The 19657-nt window shown below is 62.9% G+C and carries 18 protein-coding genes; 13 read left to right on the top strand and 5 right to left on the bottom strand.

Annotated elements, in window-relative coordinates:
• Position 1 precedes the first annotated feature (1 nt).
• Both phnN and NE850_RS05815 read left to right on the top strand, forming a co-directional pair.
• Positions 2–556: a phosphonate metabolism protein/1,5-bisphosphokinase (PRPP-forming) PhnN gene (gene phnN / locus NE850_RS05820; protein WP_007176606.1), complete on the top strand. Its 555-nt coding sequence runs from the start codon at positions 2–4 to the stop codon at positions 554–556.
• Positions 557–805: 249 nt separating this feature from the next.
• Positions 806–1996: a M20 aminoacylase family protein gene (locus NE850_RS05815; protein ID WP_007176607.1), complete on the top strand. Its 1191-nt coding sequence runs from the start codon at positions 806–808 to the stop codon at positions 1994–1996.
• 50 nt (positions 1997–2046) lie between these two features.
• Here NE850_RS05815 and NE850_RS05810 read toward each other — a convergent pair whose 3' ends face one another.
• A complete protein-coding gene (locus NE850_RS05810) occupies positions 2047–2871 on the bottom strand; it encodes an IclR family transcriptional regulator (RefSeq protein WP_007176608.1) in 825 nt (274 codons plus the stop codon).
• Positions 2872–3078: 207 nt separating this feature from the next.
• On the opposite strand from NE850_RS05810, the gene NE850_RS05805 reads away from it, so the two are divergent.
• From NE850_RS05805 to NE850_RS05765, 9 genes are all read left to right on the top strand, one after another.
• Positions 3079–3783, top strand: a complete 705-nt coding sequence (locus NE850_RS05805; RefSeq protein ID WP_007176609.1) for a FadR/GntR family transcriptional regulator — start codon at positions 3079–3081, stop codon at positions 3781–3783.
• Between the two features lie 80 nt (positions 3784–3863).
• Positions 3864–4754 (top strand): L-threonate dehydrogenase, encoded by an 891-nt coding sequence (gene ltnD, locus NE850_RS05800; RefSeq protein WP_007176610.1) that lies wholly within the window; start codon positions 3864–3866, stop codon positions 4752–4754.
• Between the two features lie 13 nt (positions 4755–4767).
• Entirely contained in the window at positions 4768–6078 is a 1311-nt protein-coding gene (otnK, locus tag NE850_RS05795; protein ID WP_007176611.1) for a 3-oxo-tetronate kinase, read from the top strand.
• Positions 6075–6737, top strand: a complete 663-nt coding sequence (locus NE850_RS05790; protein ID WP_007176612.1) for an aldolase — start codon at positions 6075–6077, stop codon at positions 6735–6737. The genes otnK and NE850_RS05790 overlap by 4 nt, the downstream gene beginning before the upstream one ends.
• Positions 6738–6808: 71 nt before the next feature.
• Complete coding sequence (locus NE850_RS05785) at positions 6809–8152, top strand: MFS transporter (protein ID WP_007176613.1); 1344 nt, start codon at positions 6809–6811, stop codon at positions 8150–8152.
• A gap of 69 nt (positions 8153–8221) precedes the next feature.
• On the top strand, positions 8222–9010 hold the full coding sequence (gene otnI / locus NE850_RS05780) for a 2-oxo-tetronate isomerase (protein ID WP_007176614.1): 789 nt from the start codon (positions 8222–8224) through the stop codon (positions 9008–9010).
• 17 nt (positions 9011–9027) lie between these two features.
• A complete protein-coding gene (gene denD, locus NE850_RS05775) occupies positions 9028–10008 on the top strand; it encodes a D-erythronate dehydrogenase (RefSeq protein ID WP_310698525.1) in 981 nt (326 codons plus the stop codon).
• Positions 10009–10471: 463 nt separating this feature from the next.
• Positions 10472–11674 (top strand): 3-oxoadipyl-CoA thiolase, encoded by a 1203-nt coding sequence (gene pcaF, locus NE850_RS05770; RefSeq protein WP_165188024.1) that lies wholly within the window; start codon positions 10472–10474, stop codon positions 11672–11674.
• 505 nt (positions 11675–12179) lie between these two features.
• The gene (locus NE850_RS05765) at positions 12180–12764 is read left to right on the top strand and encodes a hypothetical protein (protein ID WP_007176617.1); all 585 of its coding nucleotides are present in this window, start codon (positions 12180–12182) and stop codon (positions 12762–12764) included.
• 195 nt (positions 12765–12959) lie between these two features.
• On the opposite strand, the gene NE850_RS05760 is transcribed toward NE850_RS05765, so the two are convergent.
• Together NE850_RS05760 and NE850_RS05755 are read right to left on the bottom strand one after the other, a co-directional pair.
• The gene (locus tag NE850_RS05760) at positions 12960–13340 is read right to left on the bottom strand and encodes a DUF2917 domain-containing protein (RefSeq protein ID WP_310698524.1); all 381 of its coding nucleotides are present in this window, start codon (positions 13338–13340) and stop codon (positions 12960–12962) included.
• Between the two features lie 400 nt (positions 13341–13740).
• Complete coding sequence (locus NE850_RS05755) at positions 13741–14640, bottom strand: LysR family transcriptional regulator (protein ID WP_007176619.1); 900 nt, start codon at positions 14638–14640, stop codon at positions 13741–13743.
• A 155-nt stretch (positions 14641–14795) separates the two neighbouring features.
• Here NE850_RS05755 and dld point away from each other — a divergent pair, with 155 nt between their 5' ends.
• Complete coding sequence (gene dld / locus NE850_RS05750) at positions 14796–16535, top strand: D-lactate dehydrogenase (protein ID WP_007176620.1); 1740 nt, start codon at positions 14796–14798, stop codon at positions 16533–16535.
• A 48-nt stretch (positions 16536–16583) separates the two neighbouring features.
• Here dld and NE850_RS05745 read toward each other — a convergent pair whose 3' ends face one another.
• A complete protein-coding gene (locus NE850_RS05745) occupies positions 16584–17453 on the bottom strand; it encodes a tripartite tricarboxylate transporter substrate binding protein (protein WP_232064321.1) in 870 nt (289 codons plus the stop codon).
• 158 nt (positions 17454–17611) lie between these two features.
• The gene (locus NE850_RS05740; RefSeq protein WP_165188028.1) at positions 17612–18511 is read right to left on the bottom strand and encodes a TauD/TfdA family dioxygenase; all 900 of its coding nucleotides are present in this window, start codon (positions 18509–18511) and stop codon (positions 17612–17614) included.
• Positions 18512–18842: 331 nt separating this feature from the next.
• Here NE850_RS05740 and NE850_RS05735 point away from each other — a divergent pair, with 331 nt between their 5' ends.
• The gene (locus NE850_RS05735; protein WP_165188030.1) at positions 18843–19601 is read left to right on the top strand and encodes an SDR family NAD(P)-dependent oxidoreductase; all 759 of its coding nucleotides are present in this window, start codon (positions 18843–18845) and stop codon (positions 19599–19601) included.
• The last annotated feature ends 56 nt before the right edge of the window (positions 19602–19657 follow it).

Raw genomic sequence — 19657 nt, 5'->3', positions numbered from 1 at the left:
AATGACAGGTCGTTTGGTTTATGTAATGGGACCGTCCGGCGCGGGTAAGGACTCGTTGCTGGAGTTCGCGCGCAAGCGTTTGATGGGCGAACCGATTCTGTTCTCGCACCGCTATATCACGCGGCCGAGCGGCAATGGCGAAGCGCACGTGGCATTGAGCGTCGAAGAATTCGCGGTGCGCTCGGTGCTCGGCCTGTTCGCGCTCGAATGGTCGAGCCACTCGCTGCGCTATGGCATCGGTATCGAACTGGATGCATGGCTCGCGCGCGGTTGCACGGTTGTCGTCAACGGCTCGCGTCAGTATGTGCAGCACGCGCTGGCGCGTTATCCGAACATGGAAGTGGTGCACGTGGACGCCGCGCCGCATATTCTCGAAGCCCGGCTCGGCGCGCGGGCGCGCGAGTCGGTGGAACAGGTCGCGGCGAGGCTCGCGCGCCGCGCGCCGTTCTCGTTGCCGGATGGCGTGCGCTGCACCACGATCGACAACTCCGGCGCGCTGGACGAAGCGGGCCACGCGCTGATTGCGTTCCTGAAGGCGGAAGCCGACGTTCAGTAACCCGTACTATCCGGTTTGCGTCACGGCCGATTGCGTCACGCGGAGCTCGCGCGGCGGCGCGCGGGCAGCGATGATGGGGCTGCGGTGGCGAATGCGTGCAACTGCTGCAGCTTCGTTCGGATAAGCCCTTCCGTGACGGTTGTTGGTCAGGATGAGAAAACAGCATCTTGTTCGAACAAAGCGGCGTAGCTATAGTGCTCGCTTGTTCGCCGCGTTGTGCCGCGGCCATGAATCAACGGAGCCATAGAAATGAGCGAAGCCGCGCGTTTTACCGAAGTGTCCGACCTGGCGCCTGCCGCCGAGAGCCTGCGCGAGATCCGCCATCACATTCACCACCATCCGGAACTGGCTTACGAGGAACACCAGACGGGCGAACTGGTCGCCGGAAAGCTCGAACAGTGGGGCTGGCAGGTCACGCGCGGCGTCGGCCAGACGGGTGTGGTCGGCACGTTGAAGGTGGGCGACGGCAAGCGCAGCATTGGTATTCGCGCCGACATGGACGCGTTGCCGATCATCGAGCAAACCGGCTTGCCCTATGCGAGCGGCACGCACGGCAAGATGCACGCATGCGGCCACGACGGCCATACCACCATGCTGCTCGGCGCGGCGCAACGCCTCGCGGCCACACGCAATTTTTCCGGCACGGTGCATCTGTACTTCCAGCCGGCCGAAGAAAGCGGCATCGACAGCGGTGCGCTGAAGATGATCAACGACGGCCTGTTCGAGCGCTTTCCCTGTGACGCCGTGTTCGGCATGCACAACCATCCCGGCGAACAGCCGGGCGTGCTGCTGTTTCGCAAAGGGCCGTTCATGTCGGCGGGCGACAAGGCGATCATCACGATCGAAGGCGTGGGCGGCCACGCGGCGCGTCCGCATCTGACGGTCGATCCGGTGGTGGTGGCGGCGAGCATCGTGATGGCGTTGCAGACCATCGTCGCGCGCAATGTCGATCCGTCGCAGCCGGCGGTGGTAACGGTCGGCGCCATGCATGCGGGCACCGCGAACAACGTGATTTCCAGCAGCGCGAAGCTGGAGCTGAGCGTGCGCTCGTTCAGCCCCGAAGTGCGCGCGCTGTTGAAGAAGCGCATTACCGAACTTGCCGAAAGCCAGGCCGCGAGCTATGGCGGCAAGGCGGTGGTGGAATACATCGAAGGCTATCCGGTCGTCGTCAATTCGGATGCCGAAACGGATTTCGCGGTGGGGGTGGCACGCGAACTGGTTGGCGACGACAAGGTAGTCGCGCAGACCGATATTCTGATGGGCAGCGAAGACTTTGCCTTCATGCTGCAGAAGCGGCCGGGCACGTTTTTACGGATCGGCAACGGCGCGGGCGAAGACGGCTGCATGGTGCATAACCCGCACTATGACTTCAACGACCGCAATCTGCCGGTTGGCGCGGCGTTCTGGACCCGGCTGGTGGAGCGCTATCTGGGGCAGTGATCCGGCCATCGAGTCGTGCCGATCGCCCGTCGCGGCGCCCGCCGCCGGAATTACCCGCGCCTCGCCACCATCTCCGAGACGGTTTGCGCGGCGTGCTGCAGCGGCTCCAGAAACGCCTTCACCATCTGCTTTGCCGAATTGCGCTGCGCGTTGCCGCTGATATTCATCGCGGCGATCACGCGTCCCTGCCGGTTGCGAATCGGCGCGGATAACGAAATCAGTCCGCCTTCCAACTCCTGATCGACGATCGCCCAGCCCTGGCGGCGCACCTGCGCGATCAGCTTCTTCAGCTCTTCCTTGTCGGTAACTGTACGCGGCGTATGCGCATAGAGCGGCGCCGAATTCAGCGTCGCCTCGAGCGTTTCGTCGTCGAGCGCGGCAAGCAGCACGCGGCCCATCGACGTGCAATACGCCGGCAAGCGGCTGCCGATCGACAGGTTGATCGTCATGATCTTGTGCGTCGGCACGCGCAGCACGTAGACGATCTCGGTGCGATCGAGCACGGCCGCCGAGCAGCTTTCGTGAACCTGTGCCGACAGTTGTTCCATCACCGGCTCGGCGAGGTTCCAGAACGGCATGGAGGTCAGATACGCGAAGCCGAGGTCGAGAATCTTCGGCGTGAGGCGAAAGAGGCGCCCTTCGGCCTCCACATAACCGAGCGTCTGCAAGGTCAGCAAGATGCGGCGCGCGCCGGCGCGCGTGAGGCCGGTGGCGGCGGCGACGTCGGTGAGCGTCTGTTCGGGGCGCGTGGCGTCGAACGCGCGGATCACGGCGAGGCCGCGCGCAAACGACTGCACATAGGAGTCGCCCGGTTTGTCCGGGGCCGGTTCGGCGCTGGCGGGAACGGCGGAAGACGGCGGCAGGGCTTGGCTCATGGACCTTGAAAGATGCGTTCGAGAAAGGGCGGACGCGCGTCGCACATGTTCACCCGGCGCAATGCGACTCAAAGGCGTGACGATAGCTTAAGCCTTCTGTTTCGCCAACTTTGCCGCTTGGCGAGCAAAAATGCCAGGGTTTGCATGGATGCAGGTCGCATCCAAAATTTGTATGATGACCCGATAACATGATCAATCGAGGCATCGATGTTCGACAAGATTCCTGCGCGGGCGTTGAGCGACACGGTCGCGCAACAGTTGCTGAAGCAGATCGATAAAGGCACTTTCAAGCGCGGCGGCAAGCTCCCCACCGAGGCCGTGCTCGCGCAGCAGTTCGGCGTGAGCCGCACGGTGATCCGCGAGGCGATCTCGCGGTTGAAGAACGAGGGCGTGGTCGAACCGCGCCAGGGCAGCGGCGTGTTCATCGCCGCGCACGGCGCGATCCGGCCGCTGCGGATCGATTACGCGGAAGCGGTCGAGCCGGGTTCGGTGGTGCAGATTCTCGCGTTGCGCCGGGCCATCGAGGCGGAGGTTGCATCGGAGGCCGCCATGCGCCGCAGCGACGCCGACATGGTGTCGATCGATGCGGCGCTCGCGAAGATCGACGAAGCCGTGGCCGAAGGCGAAGACGGCGTGGCGGAAGACGTCGCGTTCCATCGCGCGATCGCGGCGGCCACCGGCAATCCGTATTTCCTCAAGACCCTCACGTTCCTGAACCAATACCTTGAAGCCGGCACGGTCGTCACGCGCCACAACGAAGCGTTGCGCGAAGACTTTTCGCGTCAGGTGCGCGAAGAGCATGCCGCGATCGCCGCCGCGATTCGGGCCGGCGATCCGATGGCGGCGCGCAATGCGGCGCGAACCCATATGTACAACGCGGCACGGCGTCTCGCGGAAGCGGGGATTTGCTGAGCTTCATTACAGGGCTTCAGTGCGGTGCGTCCGGGTTCGGCTACGGCCGCGAACGTCCAACGAATACATAGAGGTCAAGCATGTCCAGAAATGTCGGTGTCATCGGTCTTGGCGCAATGGGCCTGGGCGTCGCGCGCTCGTTGTTGCGCGCGGGTCTGCGGGTGCATGCGTGCGACCTGCGCAGCGAAGTCCTGAATGCGTTCGTCGCGGAAGGCGGCGTGGGTTGGGCCACGCCAGCCGAACTCGGCGCGCAATGCGAGGTGGTCGTCACGCTGGTCGTGAATGCCGCGCAAACCGAGGCCGTGCTGTTCGGCGAGCAGGGCGCAATCGCCGCGATGAAAAAGGGCGGCGTGGTGATCGCGAGCGCGACCGTGGCGCCGGACTTCGCGATCGAACTCGGCAAGCGGATCGAGGCGGCCGGTTTGCAGATGCTCGACGCACCGGTTTCGGGCGGCGCGGCGCGCGCGGCGTCCGGCGAGATGACCATGATGACGTCCGGTCCGGCGGCGGCCTATGCCGCGTGCGAAGACGTGCTGGCAGCAATGGCCGGCAAGGTGTATCGCCTCGGTGCCGAACACGGCGCGGGCTCGAAAGTGAAGATCATCAATCAGTTGCTGGCCGGCGTGCATATCGCGGTAGCCGCCGAGGCTATGGCGCTCGGCTTGCGCGAGGGCGTCGATCCGGATGCGCTGTACGAGGTCATCACGCACAGCGCGGGCAATTCGTGGATGTTCGAAAACCGCGTGCCGCACATTCTCAACGGCGACTACACGCCGCTCTCGGCCGTCGATATTTTCGTCAAGGATCTCGGTCTCGTGCTCGATACCGCGCGTGGTTCGAAATTCCCGTTGCCGTTGTCCGCCGCGGCGCATCAGATGTTCATGATGGCGTCCTCGGCCGGTCACGGCGGTGAAGACGATTCGGCGGTCATCAAGATTTTCCCCGGCATCGACGTGCCGGCGGCGAAGTAACCGGAGTCGCGCCATGACGGCCAATACGAAACGCGCGCTGCTCGGCTGTATCGCCGACGATTTCACCGGCGCCACCGATCTCGCCAACATGCTGGTGCGCGGCGGCATGCGCACGGTGCAGACCATCGGCGTGCCCGCATCGGATGAAACGATCGCGGCCGATGCCGTGGTGGTCGCGTTGAAATCGCGCACCATTCCCGCCGCCGACGCGGTCGCGCAATCGCTCGCCGCGCTCGACTGGTTGCGCGCGCAAGGATGCCGCCAGTTCTTCTTCAAGTACTGCTCGACCTTCGATTCGACCGATGCGGGCAATATCGGCCCGGTGACGGATGCGCTGCTCGACGCGTTATCCGCCGACGGCAATGCCGGCGCATTCACGATTGCCTGCCCGGCATTTCCCGAGAACGGGCGCACGATCTTTCGCGGCCATCTGTTTGTCGGCGACGTATTGCTCAACGCGTCCGGCATGGAGAACCATCCGCTCACGCCGATGCGCGACGCGAACCTCGTGAGCGTGCTGCAACGTCAGACCCGATCGAAAGTCGGTCTCGTACGTTACGACGCCGTGGCGCGAGGCGTGTCGGCGGTGGGCAAGTCGTTCGATACGTTGCGCCGTGAAGGCGTGCGCATGGCGATTGCCGACGCGGTGTCCGACGCCGACCTCTACATACTCGGCGAAGCCTGCGCCGATCTCTCGCTGATTACCGGCGGTTCCGGCATTGCGCTGGGTTTGCCGGCCAATTTTCGGCGTGCGGGTTTGCTGGAAGACCAGGCGGACGCCGCGCAACTGCCGCGTATCGAGGGATTGTCGGCGGTGCTGGCCGGCAGCGCGTCGAAGGCGACCAACGCCCAGGTGGCCGAGTGGCGTGCCACACGACCTGCGTTCCGCGTCGATCCGCTCGCCGCGGCGCGTGGCGAGAAAGTCGTCGAGCAGGCGCTGGCTTTCGCGCAACCGTACCTCGACAAGGGCGAACCCATGCTGATCTACGCCACCGCCACGCCCGACGAAGTCAAGGCGGTGCAACGCGAACTCGGTGTGAACGAAGCAGGGCATCTGGTCGAAGCCACGTTGGCGTCGATTGCGCGCGGCCTGCGCGAGTGCGGCGTGCGCAAGTTCGTGGTGGCGGGCGGCGAAACCTCGGGCGCGGTGGTACAGGCGCTCGACGTGCACACGCTGCGAATCGGTGCGCAGATCGATCCCGGCGTGCCGGCCACCGCGACGACCGGCGCCGAGCCGCTCGCGCTCGCCCTGAAATCCGGCAATTTCGGCACGACGGACTTCTTCGAAAAGGCACTGCGCCATCTGGACGGAGACATGCAATGACCCGTGCGCCCGCACTCCATACGACGAACGAAGCACGCGTGCGCGAAGAAATCTGCGTGACCGGCACGAGTCTTTATCAACGCGGCTATACGGTGGGCACCGCCGGCAACATCAGTGCGCGGCTCGACGACGGCTGGCTGATCACGCCGACCGATGCCTGTCTCGGTCGGCTCGATCCCGCCGATATCGCAAAGGTCGATCTCGACGGCAATGCGGTGTCCGGCGCACGCCCGTCGAAAACGCTGGCACTGCATCGCGGCATCTATGCGCGCAACGGCGAAGCGCGCGGCATCGTCCATACCCATTCGACGCATCTGGTCGCCTTGACTCTCGCGGGCGTGTGGCGCGAGACCGACGTTCTGCCGCCCATCACGCCGTACTACGTGATGAAAGTGGGCCACGTCCCCCTGATTCGTTACAGGCGTCCTGGCGATCCGCAAGTCGCCGAACAGATCGCCGCGCTTGCCGATAGCGTTCGCGCCGTGCTGCTGGAGCGTCTCGGCCCGGTGGTGTGGGAGCGCTCGGTGGCGCAAGCCGCGTATGCGCTCGAAGAACTCGAAGAGACCGCGCGTTTGTGGCTGATGACTAACCCGCGGCCCGCGCCGCTCGATGAAGCCGCACTCGAAGAACTGCGCGCCGTGTTCGGCGCGCGCTGGTAGACAACACTCACAAAACAAAGCCAGGCCGCGCCCGATGCGCCGCGCCGGCCATCCATTCAAGGAGACAATGCATGAGTTCGTATCAGACCGCATCCAGCCGCCCGATTGCAGCCGCCGCCGCTGCCGCGGGACAACCCGGCGCCGCCGAAGTGGAGCGCACCTATAAGAAAGTGTTCTGGCGCATCGTGCCGTTTCTGATGCTGTGCTACGTGGTCGCCTATCTGGACCGCGTGAATGTCGGCTTCGCGAAGCTGCAAATGTCGCAAGACCTGGCATTCAGCGAAACAGTGTTCGGTCTCGGCGCCGGCGTGTTTTTCATCGGCTATTTTCTGTTCGAATTGCCGAGCAACATTCTGATGCACAAGATCGGCGCGCGCATCTGGATCGCGCGGATCATGATCACGTGGGGGCTGCTATCGGCGGTGTTCGTGTTCGTGAAGACGCCCATGCAGTTCTATATCTTGCGTTTCCTTCTGGGTCTCGCCGAAGCCGGTTTCTATCCCGGCGTGATCCTGTACCTGACTTACTGGTTTCCGTCGCATCGGCGCGCAAAGATCATTGCGGTGTTCATGTCGGCGATTCCAGTGTCGGGCATCTTCGGCAATCCGCTGTCCGGCTGGATCATGCAGACGTTCCACAACAGCTCGGGTTTCGCGGGCTGGCAATGGATGTTCCTGATCGAAGCGATCCCCGCCATCGCGATCGGCATCGCCACGATCCTGTATCTCGACAACGGCATTTCCAGCGCGAAGTGGCTGAACGAGCGCGAAAAGCGGCTGCTCACCGATGAAATCGCCGCCGCGCAGCCGCAGGAAAAGACGCAGAAACATTCCGTCGGCGCAGTGTTCCGCGATCCGCGCACGTGGTTGATGTCGCTGATCTATTTCGCGTTCGTCACCGGACAATACGGCCTCACGTTCTGGATGCCGACGCTGGTCAAATCGACCGGTGTAACGGATGCATTCAATATCGGCTTGCTGAGCGCGATTCCGTTTCTGTGCGCGATCGTGGTGATGAATCTGATGGGACATAGCGCCGACAAGCGCCGTGAGCGCCGCTGGCATCTGATCGTGCCGGCGCTGTTCGGCGCGATCGGCTTCACGGTGGCAGCGTCGTTTGCGGACAACACGGTGGTGTCGATCGTGTTTCTCTCGCTCGCTGCCGCCGGTGTGCTGACCTGCGCGCCGCTGTTCTGGTCGTTGCCCACTGCGTTCATGTCGGGCGCGACCGCCGCGGCCGGCATTGCGATCATCAATTCGATCGGCAATCTCGCGGGTTTTGCGAGCCCTTACATGATCGGCTATCTGAAGGATCTCACGCACAGCACGCAGACCGGCATGTACGTGCTGGCCGGCATGCTCGTGATCGGCGCGATCGCCACGTGGCTCACGCCGCCCAAACTGGTCAACCGATAAACCGATACTCGCGCGCGGTATGAGTCGCTGCCGCGCGCGGGATCAAACCGTTTTCAAGGAGTCGCTGCCATGCCTCGCTTCGCCGCCAACCTCACGATGATGTACAACGAGCACGCTTTCCTCGACCGTTTCGCCGCTGCGGCGCAAGACGGCTTCAAAGCGGTCGAGTTTCTGTTCCCCTACGACTTCCGTGCCGACGAGATCAAGGCGCGGCTCGACGCGAGCAGTCTGACGCAAGCGCTCTTCAATGCGCCGCCCGGCGACTGGGCCGGCGGCGAACGCGGCATTGCGTCGCTGCCGGGCCGCGAGGACGAATTCCGTCGCGGCATCGACACGGCGCTCGACTACGCGCGCGTGATCGGCAATCGCAAGCTGCATGTGATGGCCGGGCTGATCGGCGCGGATCAGCCGCGCGCGAAGCATCGCGAGGTATACCTGAGCAATCTCGCGCATGCCGCCAGGGCCGCGCAGGCCGAAGGCATCACGGTCGTGATCGAGCCGATCAATACGCGCGACATGCCGGGTTTTTTTCTGACCCGTCAGGACGAAGCACAAGCGGTCTGCGCGGAAGTCGGCGCGCCGAATCTTAAGGTGCAATTCGACTGCTATCACTGCCAGATCGTGGAGGGCGATCTCGCGCTCAAACTCAAACGCGATATGGCGGGCATCGGCCACATTCAGATCGCGGGCGTGCCGGAGCGGCATGAGCCCGATACGGGCGAGCTGAACTATCCGTATCTGCTCGAACTGATCGACTCGCTCGGCTACGACGGCTACATCGGCTGCGAATACCGGCCGCGCGCGGGCACCTCGGCCGGTCTCGGCTGGCTCAAACCGTATCTGAACGCGAACCGCTAACAAGGACGAAATACATCATGAAAGTACTGATTACCGGCGGCGCCGGTTTTCTCGGCCAGCGTCTCGCGCGTGAGCTGCTCGCGCGCGGTTCCCTGAAGGACACGCAAGGCACGCCGCAAGCAATTACCGAACTCGTGCTGCTCGACGTGGTGAAGGCCAACGATTTCGGCGACAGCCGCGTGCGCGCGGAAGTTGGCGATATCGCCGAGCGCAGCGTGCTCGGGCACGTGATCGACGACAGGACGTCGGCGATCTTCCATCTGGCCGCGATCGTGAGCGGGCAGGCCGAAGCGGATTTCGATCTCGGCATGCGCATCAATCTGGATGCGTCGCGGCTGCTGCTGGAAACGTGCCGGCAGCGTGGCCACCGTCCGCGCGTGCTCTTCACGAGCTCGGTGGCGGTGTATGGCGGCGAGCTGCCCGACGTCGTGCAGGACGATACCGCGCTGAATCCGCAGTCGTCGTATGGCGCGCAGAAGGCGATCGCGGAGTTGTTGCTCAACGATTACGCGCGGCGTGGTTTCGTCGACGGCCGGGTGCTGCGGCTGCCGACCATCAGCGTGCGGCCGGGCAAGCCGAATGCCGCAGCCTCGTCGTTCGCGAGCGGCATCATTCGCGAGCCGTTGAACGGCGAAGCGGCAGTGTGCCCGGTCGCGGGCTCGACGCGCTTGTGGCTGCTGTCGCCGCGCAAGGCGATCGAGAGTCTGATCGCCGGACTCGAACTCGATTCCGCCGCGCTCGGCAACCAGCGCGTGCTGAATCTGCCGGGCATTTCGGTGAGCGTCGACGAAATGGTCGCCGCGCTGCGCGAAGTGGCGGGCGACGCGGCCGTCGGGCGGATCGTGTGGGAACCGGATGCGCGAGTCGAAAAAATCGTGGGCAGCTGGCCGGGACGGTGGGATACGTCGCGTGCGCAAGCGCTGGGGCTAAGCGGCGAGCGCAGCTTTGCCGACGTGATCCGCAGTTATGTCGCGGACGAGCATATCCAGATCCGCTAGTCGTAGTTCTGCTTGCCGCGGTTTCGCACAGAGCCCTACAGCGGTCCTCATGCACGCCGCAGGCAGTCTTCCAGCCTCGTGCCGGCGCCTTGACCAAGGCGCGCCGGCACGGGCGCGTCAATCGTCAGATCCTTTTGCAAGAATCGTCGCAGGCTGCACGTATTCCCTGGTGCGGGCGCGGCCGCGCTTGACATGGTTTCGGCCGCGCGCCTATTATCGAGGCTGGTTGTTCGATATATGACCGTGTGTTCGTGTAAAGAACAAATAGCCTCAGTCCCGAGGTCATCGTTTATCATCCGCGCGAGGCTGAGTTGACGTGAGGGCTGCCCCGCAGCTGCTTCCCGTCGCGTTCAAGTCCACTTGCAGGACGCCGGGCCGGCGCATCCGTGCATCCAGCCTGCGCCGCGCCGCGCCGCAATTCCGGTCGTGGCGCAGCGCATGCAGCACATCCATTGGAGACATCATGACCGAAGCATTCCTGTGCGACGCGATTCGCACCCCTATCGGCCGCTATGCGGGATCGCTGTCGTCGGTGCGCGCAGACGATCTGGGCGCCGTGCCGCTCAAAGCGCTGATGGAGCGCAACAAAGACGTCGACTGGAACGCGATCGACGACGTGATCTACGGCTGCGCGAACCAGGCCGGCGAGGACAACCGCAACGTCGCGCGCATGTCGCTGCTGCTGGCCGGCTTGCCGCAAGGCGTGCCGGGCACGACGGTGAACCGCCTGTGCGGTTCGGGCATGGACGCGGTCGGCATTGCGGCGCGCGCCATCAAATCGGGCGAGGCCGCGTTGATGGTGGCCGGCGGTGTGGAAAGCATGAGCCGCGCGCCGTTCGTGATGGGCAAGGCGGCCAGCGCGTTCTCGCGCCAGGCCGAGATTTACGACACGACCATCGGCTGGCGCTTCGTCAATCCGTTGATGAAGAAACTGTACGGTGTCGATTCGATGCCGGAAACCGGCGAAAACGTCGCGACCGACTACAACATCAGCCGCGCCGATCAGGATGCTTTCGCGTTGCGCAGCCAGCAGAAGGCGGCGCGCGCGCAACGCGACGGCACGCTCGCGCAGGAAATCGTCGGCGTGACGATCGCACAGAAGAAGGGCGATCCGGTCACGGTATCGCAAGACGAGCATCCGCGCGAGACGAGTCTCGATGCGCTCGCGAAACTCAAGGGCGTGGTGCGTCCGGACGGCACGGTCACGGCAGGCAATGCTTCCGGCGTGAACGACGGCGCAGCGGCGCTGCTGCTCGCCAATGAAGAAATCGCAAAGCGTTTCGGCCTCACGCCGCGTGCTCGCGTGCTGGGTATTGCAACGGCCGGCGTCGCGCCGCGCGTGATGGGCATCGGCCCGGCGCCCGCCACGCAAAAACTGCTGGCGCGTCTGAACATGACCGTCGATCAATTCGATGTGATCGAACTGAACGAGGCGTTTGCTTCGCAAGGTATCGCCGTGCTGCGCGCACTCGGCGTGGCCGACGACGACGCGCGCGTGAATCCGAATGGCGGCGCGATCGCGCTCGGCCACCCGCTCGGCATGAGCGGCGCGCGTCTGGTGACCACCGCGATGTATCAGTTGCATCGTACGCAGGGCCGTTTTGCGCTGTGCACGATGTGCATCGGCGTCGGGCAGGGCATTGCGATCGCGATTGAACGGGTGTGAGGGTTTAGCGGTCGAGCCGGCGCGCTTGGGTTCAAGCTTTGGTTCAAGAAAAAAGAAACAGCTTCTTCGCTCACGCGACGAGGCTGTTTTTTTGTGCCGCGCGCAGATCAGGCGGATATCGAATTTGCGTCTGATTCGGATTATGTTCGAATTTCACGGAACATTGATTTCGCATTCGCCAGTCTTGCAGTATGTATTTAATTCTGGCCGCATTTCAGACATGCCGGTCATTAAGAGCGGCCGGGAAATGTCACAGTATTGTCAATGGGTGGCATTTCGCTGCGGCGCAACGCCGCGGCGCCTGACGGCACTGCCAGCATTCATTCGAAAATCACAATTCAATCAATCAAAGTTCGCTGCAAGCCATGTAAAATCGTCCGCGTCGTACCTTTTAAAAAACTATCATCCTGACGATATCCTGGGTACTCGCGGCGTTAAACATCGGCATTCCAGAGTTTCAGATTGCCGTCTCGCCGAATCAAATAATTTTTCAAGGAGCACATATATGAAGGCAGCGACAATTGGCGCAGCGTTGATGGTCGCGGCATTCGCCGCAGCTCAGCCGGCGTGGGCGCAAGATTCGATGGCCAGTGCCGCGCAGGGCGTTGTCAGCGCAGTGGAGCCGGTGCATGTGAAGGCGCAGATCGTCGGCATCGATCCGGGCAGCCGCACGCTCACGCTCAAAGGGCCGGACGGTAACGCGGTGGTCGTGCTGGTGAGCCAGCAGGTCGCCGGTTTCGACCAGTTGAAAGTGGGTGACCGGGTTGACGTGCTCTACAAGAACGCGCTGCTCGTGAAGGCCGAGAAAGTCAGCGGTAAAGACAAGGGTGTTCGTGCGCGCGTCGATACGCAGGTGTACGCGCCGGCCTCGGGCGGCTTCGAATCGGCACGCCAGGTCGAGGTGCTCGCCACGGTGCAGAAGATCGATCGCAAGAAACGGCTGGTCACGCTGCGCGGCGCGTATCAGACGCAAACGCTCCAGGTCGGACCGGACGTCGATCTGAAGGACGTCAAGGTGGGCGATACGATCCATGCGGTCTTCGTGTCGGCAGCGGCGGTGGAAGTCACGCCGCAAGACGCGGCGAAGTGATCGCCGTCACCCCCGCACTAACGTTCACATCAACGCTATGCGCGCGAGCGTGACAATGCCTTCATGCAAGACGGCATGTGGGTCGTTCTGAGTCCGCAAGCCCGTCAGACAGACGTACCGAAACACCCCTCATAGCAGGGGTGTTTGTTTATCGGGCGCGCGCAAGCCTCGTCGATCGCGCGTTCATCAGCGCTGCTAACGCGGCGCAGGCGGTCCGAGGCTCAACCATGCGAGCCTTCCCAGCCAGCGTCTGAACGGGCCAACTTTCGGCGCAAGCACATAGCTCAATGACACCCGCGCGGCGCATTCGCTATCCGTACTGAGCCATACGCGCTCACCGCGTTGCAACTGGAATGTCTGTCCCGGGTCGAGCCAATGATCGTAAGGGGAACTGATGCGTGTGAGCCAGAGGCGCTCGTCTTTCACTGCAAGCGTGCTGTCGGCTTCGACACGCCAGGTCAGCGTAGCGCCAGGCATTACAGAAAAATGCACCACCACCTTCGGTAGACGCTCGTGCTGCTGATATGCAACCGGACTCGAGTCGTCATCCATGCACTGCGGGCTTGCCTGATCCATCTTGCTCTCCGTCATCAAGCCGGCGGACGGAGGCGCGCACAAAACAAAAGGCCCCTTCCGTTACCGGCGGGGCCTTGGGGATTGGTTACGCAGATTAGACTGCTAACGCACGCATACCCCCAATGGCCAGCCGATCATGGCTCGCTTCGGGTGTGTAATCGCATTAGCGATGGAGATGTGCGTCAACATGGGATTGAGTGTGCCGTTTTGCCGCGGGTCTTGTCAACAGGAAATCGCAATCCATGCAGACGGCTATACGAACCACGTAACCTGCATTTCACCTCCCGGCCACGTTGCGAAGCTGATCGAGCAAGCCGCGGCAACCTCCAGCAAGCAATGATCGACCGCGATGCGCCGCCTGAGATCGTACCGATTGCTCGATGCGGTATTCGCGACGGTCTCACGCCGCACGCGAGGCAGCCCGCTGCTGCCGCAACACCTTCACGAAGTTCAGCACGGTCGGCGACTTCTCGCGTTGCCGATGAATCAGCGCGATACCTGTTGAAAGCGGTTTGCCCTGCAGTTCGTGGTACGACACGCCTTCCACCTGGATCTGCCGGATCGATGCGGGAACCACCGCAACTCCGAATCCCGCCGCCACGAGGTTAGCCGCCGACGAGATCTGCGGCGACTCCATGCCGATGGCGGGCGCAAAGCCGGCCTCACGGCACGCGCTGATGATCGAGTCGTACAGGTTCGGGCCGATCGGCCGCGGAAAGAGGATGAACGGATCTTTCGCCAGGCCCGCCAGATCGACGCGCCGCCGCCGGCTCAGGCGGTGGCTAGCCGGCAGCACGACCAGCATGTCTTCGTCGACCAGCGGTTCCACGACCAGATCCCGGCAGTTCAGCGGCATGCGCACCAGAGCGGCGTCGAGTTGCCGCTCAGCCACCTTGTCGAGCAGCAGCGAACTGTTGCTCTCCTCGCAACTGATGGACACGCGCTCATAGGCATGCCGATACTGTTGCATCGTCATCGCGACGGTGGGATGAAACACCGTGGAACCCGCGAACCCAAGCGAAAGCCGCCCGGTCTCTCCGCGCCCCGCGTTCTGCACTTCGACAAACGCCTCTCGCGCATCCTCCACGATGCGCTGGGCACGCTCGCGAAACAGCCGCCCGGCCTCGGTCAATTCGACGCGGCGCGGATGGCGGATGAACAACCGCGTGCCGATTTCCCGCTCCAGCTTCAGGATTTGCTGGCTCAAAGGCGGTTGGGCGATGCCGAGGTGCGTTGCGGCGTCCGTGAAATGCAGGTGCTCGGCGACCGCGAGGAAGTAGCGTAACTGGCGGAATTCCATATCTTTTTCGTCTCCAGAAAGTGACTTCGAGATATTGGACTAATGACTGCGCTCATTCTAACCTTTGCGTCAACCCGATGCGCTCAAAGGCCGCACCCGAACCACCGGCCGGGATCGACGCGTATCTCACCCAACATTTCCCGAGGAGAAGTTCGATGTCCGCAGCGCGCACACCACTAGCCAACCTGCCGGCCAACGCGGCCCAAATGCTCGTTGCGGATTTGCGCAACATCGTCGGCAGGAAGCACACGCTGACGGGTGACGGTGCGACCCATCGCTATTGCACGGGCTTTCGTTTCGGCGCGGGCAGGGCGCTCGCCGTAGTGCGTCCCGGCACAGTCGTCGAACAGTGGAAGGTGTTGCAGGCATGCATCGCGGCGAACGTGATTGTCATTACGCAGGCGTCGAATACGGGCCTCACCGGCGGCTCGACGCCTGATGGCAACGACTACGATCGCGACATCCTGATTGTCAGCACGACCCGGATGAAGAAGGTGTACGTCATCGACGACGGCAAGCAGGTGGTCTGCCTTCCGGGCGCGACGCTCGATCAGTTGGAAAAAGTGCTGAAGCCTCTCGGCCGCGAGCCACATTCGGTGATCGGCTCGAGTTGCATCGGCGCTTCGGTATTCGGTGGTGTCTGCAACAACTCGGGCGGTGCGCTGGTGCAACGCGGGCCGGCATATACGGAAATGGCGGTATTCGCGCAGGTCGATGCGACAGGCAGACTGAACCTGGTCAACCATCTCGGCATCTCACTGGGCAAGACGCCGGACGAGATTCTCGGCCGACTCGAACGCGGTGAGTTTTCTGCTGCCGATGTCCGGCACGACGCGGGCGCCGGGTCCGACCACGGCTACGCGACACACGTGCGTGAGATCGATGCCGATACACCGGCGCGCTTTAACGCCGATCCGCAGCGCCTCCATGAAGCGTCGGGCTCCGCCGGCAAGCTGATGGTGTTCGGCGTGCGGCTCGACACCTTTCCGATCGAGCAGAATGCCAAGGTGTTCTATATCGGCACGAACCGGCCGGACGAGCTTACGGTGATCCGCCGCCACGCGCTGCACGACTTCAAGCATCTGCCGATCTCTGGCGAATACCTGCATCGCGATGCCTTCGACATTGCGGAGGAGTACGGCAAGGATACTTTCCTCGCGATCAATTACCTCGGCACTTCCAGGCTGCCCGCGCTATTCGGACTGAAAAGCCGCTTCGACGCGCTATTCGATCGCCTTGGTTTTTTCCCTTCGCATTTCACCGACCGCGTGATGCAGGCCGCGAGCCGGCTGTTTCCGAGCCATCTGCCGCCGCGCATGAAGCAGTATCGCGACAAATACGAGCATCACCTGATGCTGAAGGTGGCGGCTGGCAGCGTCGAGGAAACGCGCGCTTTTCTCTCCGGCTATTTCGAAAGCGCGACCGGCGGTTATTTCGAATGCACCGACGAAGAAGGCAGGAAAGCGTTCCTGCATCGCTTCGCCGCCGCTGGCGCCGCAGTTCGCTACCGCGCGGTGCATCCGCGTGAGGTGGAGAACATCGTCGCGCTCGACGTGGCGTTGCGCCGCAACGATCGCGACTGGATCGAGACGCTGCCACCCGAGATCGAAGAGACGATTTCCATCAAGCTGTACTACGGCCACTTCCTGTGCCACGTGTTCCACCAGGATTACATCGTGAAGAAGGGCAACGATTGCCTCGAAGTCGAACACAAGATGTGGACGCTGCTGGACCGCCGCGGCGCGGAATATCCGGCGGAACATAACGTCGGGCATCTGTATCACGCGAAGCCGCAGCTCGCCGCGTTCTATCAGCAACTCGATCCTTGCAACTGCTTCAACCCGGGAATCGGACAGATGTCGAAGTTCGCGAATTATCGCGAAGCGGCGGGTTGAAGCGCCACGATTGAGGAGGTGACTGGAAGAGGGCGGCTGAACGCCAGCTCAATTCAACGCGCCAACGCCCGCGTCATGGAGAATCTTGCTCCACATGGTCGAGTCGTCGCGAATTCGCTGACGCAATTGAGCCGGCGTGCTGGTCTCCAGCGTAATGCCGCGGGAAGCCGCGAACCCGCGCACGTCGGGCGCGGCGAGGGCTCTCACCAATGCGTCGTGCAATTTGTCGACGACCTCTTTGGACGTGCCCGCGGGCGCGAGCAATGCGTGCCATGTCGTCATGATGTAACTCGGCACGCCCGCTTCCTTCATGGTGGGCACGTCCGGCAATGGTCCGAGGCGCTGCGCGCCCGTTACCGCGAGCGGCCTGACTGTGTTGGCCTTGATAAACCCGATCGAACTCGACAGGCTGCCGAACACGAGGTCGGCCTCGCCAGTGAGCACCGGTAAAGCCGTATTCCCCGCATACGTGATGTTCACGGTCTGAGTGCCGGTGCGTGCCATGAACAGCATGTTCGCGAGATACAGCGGACTGCCGACGCCTGCGGTCGACACGTTGAGTTTGCCGGGATGTTCGCGGGCGTACTGAACGAGTTCCTGAAGCGAGTGAACGGGCACCTTCGGATTGACGACAAGCACGAAACCCGATTCGGCCATCATCGAGATCGGTGTGAGATCTTTTTCGACCGAGTACGACAGATCTTTGTACAGAATGGGATTGACGGTCAACTGCGTGCCGAGTCCCCACAGCAGCGTATAGCCGTCCTTCGGCGAATGAGCGACGAGTGCCGCTGCAATGTTCCCCGCCGCACCCGGTCGGTTTTCGATCACGACCGAGGTGTTCAGCGCCTTGCCGAGTTCCTGTCCGACTATGCGCGCCAGCGGATCGGTCTCGCCGCCCGGAGGAAACAGAATCACGATCCGTATCGGGTGGTCGGGATATTCAGCCCGCGCAACCGTTGTCGCGAGTGTGCAAGCTATGCACGACAGCGCGAGGACAAGCCAATGACGGACGCCGCGCATCGATATTCTCCGGTTCGGTGTGAGTTACAACCGCCATGCCCTACCGCGCCACATCACACGGGGACGTTCGCCGGCGAGGCGGATCGCGTCCATTCCGGTTCGTCCATGACGGTTGCGCGATGCATCTCGCGCCGATCCGTCGGCGGCGAGTAGCGCAGGCCGCGGTGTATCAGTGTCCGGTTGTCCCACATCACGAGGTCTTTGACAGTCCAGTGGTGGGTGTAAATGAATTGCGGCTGCGTGGCGAACTCCATCAGTTCCCGCAACAGATCGCGGCCTTCGGGAATCGGCCAGTCCACTACGTGAGTCGCATGCACCGAAAGATAGAGCGTCTTGCGTCCCGACAGCGGATGCGTTTTCACCAGCCGGTGGATCGACGGCTTGAGCATCGCGCGCTCTTCTTCCGGGAAATCGGTGAAGCCGCACATCGCTCGCGTATGAAGGATGTCGAACTCCGCGGAGAGATTTTCAATCGTCTCGCGAAGATCCTGCGGCAATGAGTCATAGACGAGGCGCATGTCGGCGAACTGGGACTCGCCGCCTCTCGTGGGCACCGAGTAGTTGAGCAGGAAAGAGTAGCGGGCGGGAATGGGCTGATACGACTGGTCCGAATGCCAGCGGCGGCTCACAAACGTATTCATGCGACGGTTGTCGCCCGCCTTGAACGTCTCGTTGTCCTTGCCGACGTTCGAAATGTCGCTGATGCGCGGCTGCAGGCGATGTTCGTTCTGACGCGTCGCGTATTGCACGGAGACCTGTACCGGCCCGAAGTTTTCGCTGAACGCGAGCAGTTGATTGTCGTCGATATCCTGCGCCGGGAATACGAGTACCGGATACTGTGCAATTACGTTGTCGATGGCTTGCGCGTCGGCAGCCGACAGAGGTTGCCGAAGGTCGAGGCCGGTAATACGCGCTGCAATGGGTTCCTGGATTGCTTCGACTGCGAAGGTCATGAGCGCCTCATCGATGGAGATGACGGAAAGACTGCTTGTCGGAATGGCCGGCCGGATGCGGGCCAGGTCAGATCAAGCGTAGGCGCGCGCGCCTTCATGCGACAAGCGAGATTAAGTCACAGCGGGCGTGATATCGGCGTGATATCGGCGTGATGTCGATGTGATATCGATGTGAAGCGGGAGCGGCTGGTTGTGACGCGGAGTGTGACTTTAACGCGCTTGTGACGGAGCGGCGTTGCGCCCTAGCATCGCAACACATGCCGCGTGTGGAGGGTGACAGCGCGCTGGAATGACCCGTATTGAACCGCTTATTCACTGCATGGGAGATAGCATGGACCTCGAACTTCGCGGACGCACGGCGCTCGTCACAGGCGCGAGCACGGGCATTGGAACGGGCATTGCAAGGGCGCTGGCGAGCGAGGGCGTGCGGCTTGCGATCACCGCGCGGCGCGATGCACTGCTGGAGGAGGTGGCGGCGTCGATCGTGGCGGAGGGCGGCATGCGGCCGATCGTGATCGTCGGCGATCTCACCGCGCCCGGTCACATCGAGCGCATTCTCGCGCAGGCGACCGACGCGCTGGGGCAGATCGATATTCTGGTGAACAATGCGGGCGCGTCGCGGCCCGCGCCGCTCGATGCGGGCGAAGACGTCTGGGAAGAGGCGTTCGCGCTCAATTTCACCGCAGCGCGACGCATGACACATGCGGTTCTGCCGGCAATGCGCTCGCGCAAATGGGGGCGCGTGATCAATATCAGCGGTTCGATGGAACCGCGTGGACTCAATCCCAGTGGTCCGGCGAAGGCGGCGCTGCATCTATGGGCCAAGAGCCTCTCGCGCGAAATTGCCGCGGACGGCATCACGATCAACACTATCCCGCCGGGCAGAATTCATAGCGAGCAAATCGAAAAGCGCCTGCATCCCACCGAAGAATCGAAACAGGCGTTTATTACGCGCAACGTGCCGATCGGCTACTTCGGCGATCCGCTCGACATCGGTTATCTGGCGGCATTTCTTGCGTCGCCGCGCGCGAGGTACATCACGGGAGATGTGATTCCAGTGGACGGCGGCATGCATTTTTACGCGCACTAATGGTCGATTCGGAAGCGTCCCGCCGCGTGATACGCGGCTTGCTTCGTGCTTCGTTG

The organism is Paraburkholderia sp. USG1, assembly GCF_031570135.1.
Classification (GTDB): Bacteria; Pseudomonadota; Gammaproteobacteria; order Burkholderiales; family Burkholderiaceae; genus Paraburkholderia; species Paraburkholderia dioscoreae.
The sequence above is the reverse complement of the archived record's forward strand: the minus strand, read 5'-3'. Positions and strand labels throughout refer to the sequence as shown.

Bases quoted from the DNA above. Each gene is read 5' to 3' on its own strand.
- NE850_RS05740 (WP_165188028.1), bottom strand. From the start codon at position 18,511: ATGACCTTCGCAGTCGAAGCAATCCAGGAACCCATTGCAGCGCGTATT.
- otnI (WP_007176614.1), top strand. From the start codon at position 8,222: ATGCCTCGCTTCGCCGCCAACCTCACGATGATGTACAACGAGCACGCT.
- ltnD (WP_007176610.1), top strand. From the start codon at position 3,864: ATGTCCAGAAATGTCGGTGTCATCGGTCTTGGCGCAATGGGCCTGGGC.
- NE850_RS05755 (WP_007176619.1), bottom strand. From the start codon at position 14,640: ATGGAATTCCGCCAGTTACGCTACTTCCTCGCGGTCGCCGAGCACCTG.
- NE850_RS05790 (WP_007176612.1), top strand. From the start codon at position 6,075: ATGACCCGTGCGCCCGCACTCCATACGACGAACGAAGCACGCGTGCGC.
- otnK (WP_007176611.1), top strand. From the start codon at position 4,768: ATGACGGCCAATACGAAACGCGCGCTGCTCGGCTGTATCGCCGACGAT.
- NE850_RS05760 (WP_310698524.1), bottom strand. From the start codon at position 13,340: ATGGATCAGGCAAGCCCGCAGTGCATGGATGACGACTCGAGTCCGGTT.
- denD (WP_310698525.1), top strand. From the start codon at position 9,028: ATGAAAGTACTGATTACCGGCGGCGCCGGTTTTCTCGGCCAGCGTCTC.
- NE850_RS05765 (WP_007176617.1), top strand. From the start codon at position 12,180: ATGAAGGCAGCGACAATTGGCGCAGCGTTGATGGTCGCGGCATTCGCC.
- dld (WP_007176620.1), top strand. From the start codon at position 14,796: ATGTCCGCAGCGCGCACACCACTAGCCAACCTGCCGGCCAACGCGGCC.
- NE850_RS05810 (WP_007176608.1), bottom strand. From the start codon at position 2,871: ATGAGCCAAGCCCTGCCGCCGTCTTCCGCCGTTCCCGCCAGCGCCGAA.
- NE850_RS05815 (WP_007176607.1), top strand. From the start codon at position 806: ATGAGCGAAGCCGCGCGTTTTACCGAAGTGTCCGACCTGGCGCCTGCC.
- NE850_RS05805 (WP_007176609.1), top strand. From the start codon at position 3,079: ATGTTCGACAAGATTCCTGCGCGGGCGTTGAGCGACACGGTCGCGCAA.
- phnN (WP_007176606.1), top strand. From the start codon at position 2: ATGACAGGTCGTTTGGTTTATGTAATGGGACCGTCCGGCGCGGGTAAG.
- NE850_RS05785 (WP_007176613.1), top strand. From the start codon at position 6,809: ATGAGTTCGTATCAGACCGCATCCAGCCGCCCGATTGCAGCCGCCGCC.
- pcaF (WP_165188024.1), top strand. From the start codon at position 10,472: ATGACCGAAGCATTCCTGTGCGACGCGATTCGCACCCCTATCGGCCGC.
- NE850_RS05735 (WP_165188030.1), top strand. From the start codon at position 18,843: ATGGACCTCGAACTTCGCGGACGCACGGCGCTCGTCACAGGCGCGAGC.